The sequence below is a fragment of the Flavobacterium salmonis genome (assembly GCF_903819435.1).
In the GTDB taxonomy this organism is placed as follows: domain Bacteria; phylum Bacteroidota; class Bacteroidia; order Flavobacteriales; family Flavobacteriaceae; genus Flavobacterium; species Flavobacterium chungangense.
The window spans coordinates 134,930-145,866 of record NZ_CAIJDP010000071.1 but is presented as its reverse complement, the minus strand read 5'-3'; the positions used below and the strand labels follow the sequence as shown (position 1 = coordinate 145,866).

The 10,937-nt window shown below is 33.9% G+C and carries 8 protein-coding genes and 3 tRNA genes; 5 read left to right on the top strand and 6 right to left on the bottom strand.

Features of this window, described 5'->3' with window-relative positions; all coding sequences use genetic code 11:
• The first annotated feature begins 31 nt into the window (after window positions 1-31).
• Entirely contained in the window at window positions 32-289 is a 258-nt protein-coding gene (locus FLACHUCJ7_RS13765; RefSeq protein WP_262891026.1) for an AAA domain-containing protein, read from the top strand.
• Window positions 290-465: 176 nt separating this feature from the next.
• Here FLACHUCJ7_RS13765 and FLACHUCJ7_RS13760 read toward each other — a convergent pair whose 3' ends face one another.
• The 4 genes from FLACHUCJ7_RS13760 to FLACHUCJ7_RS13745 form a co-directional block, all read right to left on the bottom strand.
• A complete protein-coding gene (locus FLACHUCJ7_RS13760; RefSeq protein WP_180909265.1) occupies window positions 466-1,257 on the bottom strand; it encodes a Fic family protein in 792 nt (263 codons plus the stop codon).
• 140 nt (window positions 1,258-1,397) lie between these two features.
• A tRNA-Arg gene (locus FLACHUCJ7_RS13755) sits at window positions 1,398-1,471 on the bottom strand.
• Between the two features lie 32 nt (window positions 1,472-1,503).
• Window positions 1,504-1,578 (bottom strand) — tRNA-Pro (locus tag FLACHUCJ7_RS13750).
• Window positions 1,579-1,593: 15 nt separating this feature from the next.
• Window positions 1,594-1,680 (bottom strand) — tRNA-Ser (locus FLACHUCJ7_RS13745).
• A 239-nt stretch (window positions 1,681-1,919) separates the two neighbouring features.
• Between FLACHUCJ7_RS13745 and FLACHUCJ7_RS13740 the strand changes: the two genes are divergently transcribed.
• The 4 genes from FLACHUCJ7_RS13740 (at window position 1,920) to nagB (ending at window position 8,795) form a co-directional block, all read left to right on the top strand.
• A complete protein-coding gene (locus tag FLACHUCJ7_RS13740; protein ID WP_180909264.1) occupies window positions 1,920-3,098 on the top strand; it encodes an acetyl-CoA C-acyltransferase in 1,179 nt (392 codons plus the stop codon).
• Window positions 3,099-3,166: 68 nt separating this feature from the next.
• Complete coding sequence (locus FLACHUCJ7_RS13735; protein WP_031455804.1) at window positions 3,167-3,928, top strand: C40 family peptidase; 762 nt, start codon at window positions 3,167-3,169, stop codon at window positions 3,926-3,928.
• Between the two features lie 727 nt (window positions 3,929-4,655).
• Window positions 4,656-6,752, top strand: a complete 2,097-nt coding sequence (locus FLACHUCJ7_RS13730) for an alpha-L-fucosidase (RefSeq protein WP_180909263.1) — start codon at window positions 4,656-4,658, stop codon at window positions 6,750-6,752.
• Window positions 6,753-6,881: 129 nt separating this feature from the next.
• Window positions 6,882-8,795, top strand: a complete 1,914-nt coding sequence (gene nagB, locus FLACHUCJ7_RS13725; protein ID WP_180909262.1) for a glucosamine-6-phosphate deaminase — start codon at window positions 6,882-6,884, stop codon at window positions 8,793-8,795.
• A 222-nt stretch (window positions 8,796-9,017) separates the two neighbouring features.
• On the opposite strand, the gene FLACHUCJ7_RS13720 is transcribed toward nagB, so the two are convergent.
• Window positions 9,018-9,731 carry a LytR/AlgR family response regulator transcription factor gene (locus tag FLACHUCJ7_RS13720; protein WP_031455809.1) on the bottom strand — a complete coding sequence of 238 codons (714 nt, stop codon included), beginning with the start codon at window positions 9,729-9,731 and terminating at the stop codon, window positions 9,018-9,020.
• Window positions 9,732-9,797: 66 nt separating this feature from the next.
• Complete coding sequence (locus tag FLACHUCJ7_RS13715) at window positions 9,798-10,856, bottom strand: sensor histidine kinase (protein WP_180909261.1); 1,059 nt, start codon at window positions 10,854-10,856, stop codon at window positions 9,798-9,800.
• Window positions 10,857-10,937: the final 81 nt, after the last annotated feature.

Sequence of the window (10,937 nt, the reverse complement as noted above, 5' to 3'; positions counted from 1 at the left end):
TTTAAAGAATGCAGGTTTTAACATTGATATATTGCAATTAGGGACTGTTCATGCACTTCAAGGGGCCGAAAGACCTATAATTTTATTTTCAATGGTTTACGGGAAAGGCGATTCAGCTACAATGTTTTTCGATAGGGACAATAAGCCAAATATGCTAAATGTAGCAGTTTCTAGAGCTAAAAACAATTTTATTGTTTTTGCAAATACAGAAATCTTGGATAAAAGAAGTAAAGCTCCATCGGGCATACTTTCAAACCATTTAACTTATGAAACGAAAAGTAATTTCTAATACACCATCAAAATCTATGATTATAAATTAAGATTACCTCTTAAAGCAAAACACCCTCAAACGAGTAGGCTAAAAGTTTCAAATCTTCAAGTAAAAGGTTTGTATTTGCTCCTTCTAAGTTCACATCAAAGGCCACTCAAAAACGAGTGGTCTGTTAAATCTGTAGAAGAAATAAATTAGAACAAAAAACTAAATCCCTTATTTGATTTAGATGAAAAACCTTCTTCAAATTTTTTGATTTCTTTCAAAAGATATTGCTCATATTGGTTTTTCATAAAGGTTCTAAAAAGCTCAATATTTTCATTTTCTCGTGTTTCAATTAACGCCTGAATATAATCCTGTTTATCTTCACTATTAACAATGGCAAGTGGAAGATTATAAAATGCCTGAATATAATTCATTAACAATCTGGAAGTTCTACCATTTCCATCATAAAATGGATGAATACTTACAAGATTAAAATGAGCGTCAAATGATAAATTTAATTTTTCATCAATTGAAAGATTATTATTCATACTTGTATTAATGAATTTTACTAATTCATTTGTCAATCTTTCAACTTTATCATAATTTGGAAAATAAGAAACGCCGGCTGTAACATTTCCTTTTCTAAACATTCCTTTACTGGCATCAACCTCGCCCAAAATAGTATTATAAATACCTCCTGTACTTTTCATTACAACTGCATTAATTTCTTTGATTAATTCAGTTGTAACTGGTATTTGATTCTTTGCTTTATCGATAATAAAATGAAGTGCTTTAAAATGATCCGTAACCATTAATGTATCATTTACAGGTTTACCTTTAGGTGTTAGACCATCATCCAACAGAATTTGAGTTTCTAATTCTGTCAAAGTTGATCCTTCAATTTTTGTAGAATGGTGGCTTATGGAAATTAGATTGAACTTCTCATAATGCAATACATCAGTAATTCCTAAACTATTAAATTTTGCTACCAAAGATTCCATTTTATACAATTTAGAATAATTGATTATAAAAATACGATTCTAAATCTATAAACGAGATAAGTTAGAAGAAAATCGCAAACAATAAATCAATCATGATTGTATATAACAAAAAAGCCACTCGATTTGAGTGGCTTTTTTTGTGATCCCAGAAGGATTCGAACCTTCGACCTACGCATTAGAAGTGCGTTGCTCTATCCAGCTGAGCTATGGAACCATTTGTTTTAAAACTTTATGGCAAAGTTTCTGTCGGGGTGGCAGGATTCGAACCTGCGGCCTCCTGCTCCCAAAGCAGGCGCGATAACCGGGCTACGCTACACCCCGAAGGCAAAATTTAAGCGGAGAGTAAGGGATTCGAACCCTTGGTACAGTTCCCCATACGCTTGTTTAGCAAACAAGTCCTTTCGGCCACTCAGGCAACTCTCCAAGCTCAAGGATATGTCCTATTTTGCGGTTGCAAATGTAAGACAACATTCGATATCTCACAACTATTTTTATGCTTTTTTCAATCTTTTTTCAATCTTTTTTTTAAAACACTTCACAATCAAACAAATAGAATTAATAAAAAAATGATCTTAAATTTAAAATTCATTCGAATTGATTCAAAATTTGAATTTGTATAAATAAAGATTAAATTTGCTAGAATAACTAATAATTACAGAACAATGAACAAAAGAGTTGTTATCGTTTCTGCCGTTAGAACACCTATCGGAAGTTTCATGGGAGGATTGTCTACTGTACCGGCACCAAAATTAGGTGCGGCTGCTATAAAAGGAGCACTCCAAAAAATTAATCTTGATCCAAAGTTTGTGGATGAAGTTTTCATGGGTAATGTTATTCAGGCCGGAGTTGGACAGGCTCCTGCACGTCAGGCAGCACTTTTTGCCGGATTATCGGAAGAAGTAGCCGCTACAACTGTAAATAAAGTTTGTGCTTCCGGAATGAAAGCCGTAATGTTAGCTGCTCAGGCAATTACCTGCGGAGATGCTGAAATTGTTGTGGCTGGTGGAATGGAAAGCATGAGTTTAATTCCGCACTACGTACAAATGCGTTCCGGAAATAAATTTGGTCCTGCGACTCTGCTGGACGGAATGCAAAAAGATGGTTTGACAGATGCTTACGATAATAACGCAATGGGAGTTTGCGCTGATTTATGTGCCACTGAATACAACATCAGCCGTGAAGAGCAGGATAATTTTGCTATTCAGTCGTACGAAAGAAGTGCAAAAGCATGGGACGCCGGAAAATTTGATAATGAAGTTGTGCCTGTAGAGGTTCCACAAAAACGTGGAGAACCTATTATCGTTTCAAAAGATGAAGAATATACGAATGTAAAACTAGACAAAATCCCTTCTTTAAGTGCTGTTTTTACCAAAGACGGAACTGTTACAGCAGCAAATGCCTCCACTATTAATGACGGAGCTGCAGCATTAATTTTAATGTCTGAAGAAAAAGCAACAGAATTAGGATTAAAACCTTTGGCCTATATAAAAGGTTATGCTGATGCCGCTCAGGAACCAAAATGGTTTACTACAAGTCCCGCAAAAGCACTGCCTAAAGCCTTGGAAAAAGCAGGAATCGGAATTGGGGATGTTGATTATTTCGAATTCAACGAAGCTTTTTCTGTAGTAGGTTTAGCTAATTCCAAAATCCTTAATTTAGATAACGATAAAGTAAACGTAAATGGCGGAGCAGTTTCTTTAGGACATCCTCTTGGAGCATCAGGAGCCCGAATTATTGTTACTTTGTTAAATGTTTTAGAACAAAACAATGCTAAAACAGGAGCTGCTGCAATTTGCAATGGCGGTGGTGGTGCTTCGGCTATTGTTATCGAAAAAGCTTAAATAAATATTCTATTTTAGGAGTTATTGAATTCAAATGCTCCTAATTTTAAACTTATAAATTACCTTAAATGTTCGGAATCTGCAATCTTGCCATAGTACCCGTTCGAGCTGAAGCTAGTGACAGAAGTGAAATTGTTACACAGCTTTTGTTTGGTGAACATATCGAAATATTAGAACGCCAAAATCAATGGGCGCGAATAAGAATTCAGTTCGATGATTATGAGGGCTGGGTAGATTCTAAACAATATCAGGTAATTTCTAAGGAGCATTTTAATCAATTAAGTAAAGAAGCTATTATTTTAAATGCTGATTTGATTGATTATATCAGTGCACCGGATAATTTATTACTTCCAATTCCGCTTGGCGCTTCATTGTCTTTTCTGAACAATAGTGAAATCAATACTTCAAACTTTGATTTTGAAGGCACAAAAACCAGCGGAATTAAACCTAAAAGTGCATTAATCAGTACAGCATTTATGTATTTAAATGCTCCTTACCTCTGGGGCGGAAAAACACCTTTTGGAATTGATTGTTCGGGTTTTACACAAATGGTTTATAAATTAAACGGTTACAGAATTCATCGTGATGCCTCTCAGCAGGCCCTCGAGGGCGAACCTTTAAGCTTTATCGAAGAAAGTGAAGTGGGTGATTTAGCCTTTTTTGATAATGACGAAGGAAACATTATTCACGTCGGAATTATAATGGAAAACAATTACATCATTCACGCAAGTGGAAAAGTACGCGTTGACCGTTTGGACCATTTAGGAATCTATAATCCTGAATTAAAAAAACACACTCATAAGCTTCGTGTGATTAAGAAGATTATATAATATTCAATAAATTATTTTGAATTAAATAAGCTTTTATATTAATGCCGTAAACATCGAATTCCCGATTATTATTATAGTTTTAAAACAAGCTTTTGTTGACTACAGATGTCTTTTTTTAAAGTATAATTATATTTAACCCGCTGGATGAAATTAAAAATAAGTGTCAGGTTGAGTCCATTCGTCTTCGCTCAGGATAAACTTAGTCGAAGCCCTTTCGTGTTCAAAAGCCTTCGACTCCGCTCAGGATGACATCAATTCTTTAAGTTATAAATGATTTTTAATCCCGATTTTATACTTTTTATAATCAAGTCAATTTTTTTAATCAATTTCACGCAACGGTTTGTATTTAATTATTTGATATTTAGTATGTTATGTTTAATTGCAATCTATGTAAACCAGTTTGGTGAAATTATTTCGGGCTAAATGATACAAATTAATATCGACGTCGATAAATAAATTAATATACATATCACACCAGGTTACAAACATATTTTAGAGCGTTAGATTTTTAAGTTTTTCTTACTAATCCTTCTGCATTCAAACTTAAGCCTCTTTTAGTTCGTTTTTTTTTTTTGTATTTCCACAAAACCTTTTGCAGTACTTTACAATCCTCCCAATCCACTTTTAAAAACGTTGTTGGTCGAAATAGTATGAAATAGAATATTGATTTACTGTAAATTTATATTTTAATTAGTCTTACTAACAAAAAATATTAATTTCTGACCCAATGAAGAACATATTTTTATTACTTATTCTTTTTTTAATAGGAACACCGGTTTTTTCTCAGGAATTGGTAAAATCTCCTGAGCCTTTTGGTCCGTTGCCAACACAAAAACAAATCGACTGGCAGGAAATGGAGTTTTATGCTTTTGTGCATTTTTCGTTAAATACTTTTACCAATAAAGAGTGGGGTTATGGCGATGAGTCACCGCAATTATTTAATCCAACGAATTTAGATGTTCGACAATGGGCGCGCATTGTAAAAGCTGCCGGAATGAAAGGAATTATTTTGGTGGCCAAGCATCACGATGGTTTTTGTTTGTGGCCGTCAGCGTATACAGAACGCTCTGTGAAAAATTCTCCATGGAAAAATGGAAAAGGAGATGTAGTAAAAGAATTGGCTGAAGCATGCAAAGAGTATAATTTAAAATTAGGATTGTATCTTTCTCCATGGGACAGAAACCACGCTGCATACGGCAAACCTGAATATATAACCTATTTCAGAAATCAGTTAAAAGAATTATTGACCAATTATGGCGATGTATTCGAAATGTGGTTTGATGGTGCTAATGGAGGAGACGGTTATTATGGTGGAGCCAACGAAATACGAAAAATTAATACACTGGAATATTACAATTGGGACGAAACTTATAAATTAATTTACAAAACTGCTCCTAAAACTTTGGTTTGGGGAGTCGGCCCGTCTGAAGCAAGATGGATTGGCAATGAAGAAGGACGTGCCGGAAAAACCAATTGGTCGCTTTTACGCCAAAAAGATGAATTGGCAGGCAAAGTTCATTATTCCGAATTTATGTCGGGGCATGAAGATGGAGAGAAATGGGTTCCTGGCGAAGCCGATGTTTCCATCAGACCGGGATGGTTTTATCATAAAGTTGAAGACGATAAAGTACGATCACTGGACGAGATGGTTGATATTTATTATGAATCAATTGGCCGTAATGCTACTTTATTATTGAATCTTCCGGTTGACAGAAGAGGTTTGGTTCATGAAAATGATGAAGCCCGATTAAAAGAGTTAGTTTCGACTATAAAATCCGATTTTAAAACCGAATTATTAGCAGGAACAAAAGTTTCTGCTGATAATATAAGAGTAAACAGCACTTTATTTTCGGCAAAAAATGTAACAGACGGAGATAAAAATACCTACTGGGCAACAGACGACAATGTAAAAACAGCTTCAATTACTTTTGAATTTGATAAACCAACTGATGTTAATCGTATTCTGTTACAAGAAAACATAGCACTTGGACAACGTGTAAAATCTTTTAATGTTGAAGTTAAAGTGGATGGAAACTGGAAAGCGGTAGCTAATGAAACAACTATTGGCTATAAAAGAATTCTAAGAATCGAAAGAGTTAAAGCATCGGCATTAAGAATTAATATAACCGATTCAAAAGCCAATATTGTTATTTCAAATATTCAGGCTTATAATGCACCAACTTATGTACGTATGCCAGAAATCATCCGTGATAAAAATGGCAATGTAACCATAAAATCTGAAGACGGAAATCCTGTTTATTATTCGATTGACGGAAAAAATCCAACAAGAAAAAGTATTTTGTATAAAGGAACATTTCAGTATAAGAATGCAGGTCAGATAAAAGCTGTTGCTATAAATACACAAGAGAATGTAAGCAGTGCTGTAAAAACAGCAAAATTCGGTGTATCAAAAGAAAACTGGAAAATTGTTACCGCTTCAAGTGGCGATTTAAAACAGGCCGACAGAATTATAGATGGAAATCCAAATACAGACTGGAGTTTTGGAAATGATTCTAATAAACTGCCTCAGGAAATCACAATCGATATGGGAGGTGTTTTAAGTCTAAAAGGGTTCACTTATCTGCCACAACAGGTTGGAAATAATCTCAATTTGATTTCGAACTATGAATTCTATTCCAGTATGGATAATGTAAAATGGACGTTACAGTCACAAGGCGAATTTTCGAACATAAAACACAATCCGATTGAGCAGATTAAGACATTTAAGAAAACCAAAGCCCGATATATTCGTTTCGTTGCTAAGTCGGCAGTAGGAAAAGGGGAAACTGTTTCTATTGCAGAAATAAATATCATTGAACAGTAATTGTCCTTTAATTTGTTTAAAGTTTCAAACTATGTTTTCTAACGAAGTTAACAGGTTATTAGTCGAATTTTTGATTTATTAGATTATGTAATACTTAATTTTATACTAATAAATTAGAACATCAGGGAAATGATTAAAGAAAGTATAAATTTCAAAGAAGCGGGAAAGTTTGAAGAAACTCGTTTTGAGAAGATTCATAATGTAATTTTCGATTCATCTCACGAGGCATCTGTATTGGTAGCACAGGAGATAGCGAATATAATTCAGAGAAAAGAAGAGTTAAACGAACCTTGCGTTTTAGGATTAGCAACCGGATCATCACCAATAAAAGTATACGAAGAATTAGTAAGGCTTCATAAAGAAGAGGGCTTAAGTTTTGAAAATGTAGTAACTTTTAACTTAGATGAATATTATCCGATGGATAAAAACAATATTCAGAGTTACTGGTACTTTATGCATGAGCATCTTTTTAATCATGTGAACATTTTGCCTCAAAATATTAATATTCCTGACGGAAACATCAGCAATGAAGATCTGCAGCAATATTGTATTGATTACGAAATGAAAATTAAATCATACGGCGGATTGGATTTTCAGCTTTTAGGAATTGGAAGGACAGGTCATATTGGTTTTAACGAACCGGGATCTCATGTTAATTCAGGTACAAGAAGTATTACACTGGATCACTTAACGAGAGTAGATGCGGCATCATCATTTTTAGGAATTGACAATGTACCTAAAAAAGCGATTACAATGGGAATTGGTACCGTAAAAAATGCCAAAAGAATTGTACTTCTTGGATGGGGAATCAGCAAAGCAGAAATTATTAAGAAAACCATTGAAGGTGAAATTTCATCTCGTGTTCCGGCTACGTATTTGCAGCAGCACAGCAACACAACATTTGTTTTAGACACAGAAGCTTCATCAGAATTAACGAGAGTAAAAACCCCCTGGTTGGTAAAATCGGTAATCTGGACAGAAGAATTAAAACTGAAAGCAGTGGTTTGGTTAAGTGAGTTGACTAAAAAACCTTTCCTTAAACTGACAGACAAAGATTATAATGATAACGGAATGTCAAGCGTGTTGTCTGAAGAAGGAACTGCCTACGATTTGAATATTAAAATGTTCAACAAAATGCAGCAAACCATCACAGGATGGCCGGGCGGAAAACCAAATGCCGATGACACGTACAGACCGGAACGTGCAACTCCGGAGAAAAAAAGAATTATCATTTTTAGTCCACACCCGGACGACGACGTTATCTCGATGGGAGGTACTTTTGACAGATTGGTAGAGCAGGGGCATGAAGTGCATATTGCGTATCAGACTTCAGGAAATATTGCCGTTTCAAACGAAGAGGCATTGAAATTTGCTGAAATTACAAAAGCATTAAATCCTGATTCTGCTGAAGCTGAAACTATTATCAACTTTTTAAAAAATAAAAACAGCAACGATATTGATTTAGTCGAAGTGAGAAAACTGAAAGGTTTGATCAGAAGAAGTGAATCTTTAGGAGCAACCAGATATTTAAGTGTCCCGGATTCTAATGTAAACTTCCTTGACCTTCCATTTTATGAAACAGGAACGGTAAAGAAAAATAATTTAGGTGAAGCAGATATACAGATTATGTGCGATATCATCGAAAGAATCAAACCACACCAAATTTACGCAGCCGGAGATTTAGCAGATCCGCACGGGACGCACAAAGTTTGTCTGGATAGTTTATTCGAAGCTTTGAAGAGATTAAAACACAAAAGTTTCATGGATGACTGTTGGGTTTGGTTGTACAGAGGTGCATGGCACGAATGGGAATCGTATCAAATTGAAATGGCGGTTCCAATGAGTCCGGATCAGGTGCTTAAAAAGCGTCATGCTATTTTCTTCCACCAGTCTCAAAAAGATGGTGTGATGTTTCAGGGTGATGACAGTAGAGAATTCTGGATCAGAGCAGAAGACAGAAACAGATTAACTGCAGAAAAATATCATGCTTTAGGATTGGCAGATTATTCAGCAATCGAAGCTTTCAAGAGGTATTTCTTTTAAGAAAATCTTTAAAATAGAATAAACTATTTCATGTAGTTTATTTTGGTTAGTTAGTTACCAAATTTTGAAAATGCAGCCCTGGTTAGGCTGCATTTTTTATTTTCTGATTTCTCCTTACGCCGAAATGACAAACTGAACCTTAATTAAAAAGAAAAAACCTTTCTCAATTTCCATTTGACAAAGGTTTCATTTTATATAAAAGTTTTCGACTCAGACGGACAATTAAATCGAAGAATTCAAAATCCGCTGTTTCACATGATCGATGTATGATCTTCCAATAACATATCTCAGTCCTTCGATCTCGATACTATTTCCTTCAACGGCATCAATTTTGTCAATTGCAATCGTGTATGATCGGTGTATTCTCAGGAAATTTTTTTCGGGTAATAAATCGGTAAAATCAGACAAGGTACTGTGAATTATGTATTTGCCTGTTAAAGTGTTTATTTTTAGATAGTCTTTAAGGCTTTCGATCACCAGAATTTCGTTAAAGAAAATTTTCTTCATTCTCTTTTTGTCAATTTTAACGAATATAAAAGGGCTGTCCGGATGGCTGTCCGGACTTGAATTGTCCTTTTTCTCAATCCTCCTGCTTATTTTATTTAACGTTTTCATCAATCTTGGAAACTCAATGGGTTTCACTAAATAATCTAAAACGTCAAGTTCATAAGTTTCTATTGCAAACTGGCTATAGGCACTTGTGATTACAATTAAAGGAGGGTTTTCGAGACTTTTTATAAAATTAATTCCATCGAGAACGGGCATGTTTATGTCCAGAAAAATAACATCGACATTATTATTTTTAATAAAATTCAGGCCTTCAATCGGATTACTGAAAGTATTTGTTACCTCAAAATTTTCAAGTGGCTCTAAGTAATTTTTAATAATATTAATTGCCAATGGCTCATCGTCTATAATCAAACAATTTATTTTCATTTCTATAATCTTAGTTATTTGAGCGAAATAATTTTGCAGGTGAAATCAATAAGGGGAGTATTTGTTTTAGGTGACTTTAATCACAAGCTTTACGACAAAAATATTCTTTTTATTTTTAAAAGAAAGCTTGTAGTCATTTTTATTATAGCCTAATTCAAGTCTTTTTTTGACATTTTCAATTCCTATACCACTTGACTTGTTAAAATTGTCTTCATGCCCTGTAATTTGGGGCTTTGGATTTGAAATTGTAAAATGAAGAAAGTCTTCTTTAACTTTAAAATTTATATCAATTTTGACCTTTCCTGTGTTTTTATTTACACCATGTTTAAAGGCATTTTCAATAAAAGTAAGTAATATCACCGGAGAAATTTCTTTATCGTGTATATCACCGGAAACAGCCATGTTTATTTCCAGTCTTTCATCATTTCTAATTCGCTCCAGATCAAGGTAATTTTGGATGCATAAAATTTCATTTTCTAAAGATTGTTTTTTACCCTTCGTATCGTAAAGCATATACCGCATCAGTTCAGAAAGTTTAAGTACAATTTTTGGGGTTTTGTTTGATTTTTCTACAGATAACGAATAAATATTATTCAGTGTATTAAAAAAGAAATGAGGCGAAATTTGAGATTTAAGAAAAAGCAATTCTGTTTCCAGTTGTGATTTCTCTAAATCGGTTACTCTTTTTTGTTCTTTCTTGAAATCTAAAGTTATTTTAATTGCAGTTACAAAAGTCATCACATACAATTCGCCCATCATCATGTCAATGGTATAATTGAGGGTGAGTTTTTGAATAGTTTCAGGGCCTTCAGGCCACACTTGGTGCGTAATTAATAAATAGGTAAGATTGAATTTAATAACGACCATTAAAAAAATGGTTGCTAATACAGACAATACATACAGAATATATTTTTTTCGATAAACCAAAAAAGGCATAAAAACCAGTATATTCAGATAACACAAAGTCATATGAATAGGAAAACCTAATAAATTTGTTTTTAATGAATAGCTGTAATTGTTAAAATAACTTCCCCATCTAAAAGTATTAAACAAGAAATAAGTCAGCCAGAAAAACACATGATAACGCAATGGTATCCGATATAATTTGTTAGAATTGAAATTCATAATAAAAGTGCATTTTGTGACTTTTTTTGATGTTTATCTAAGTTTATGTGTTGTCCGTCTAAATTAGTTTTAACAAAAGTC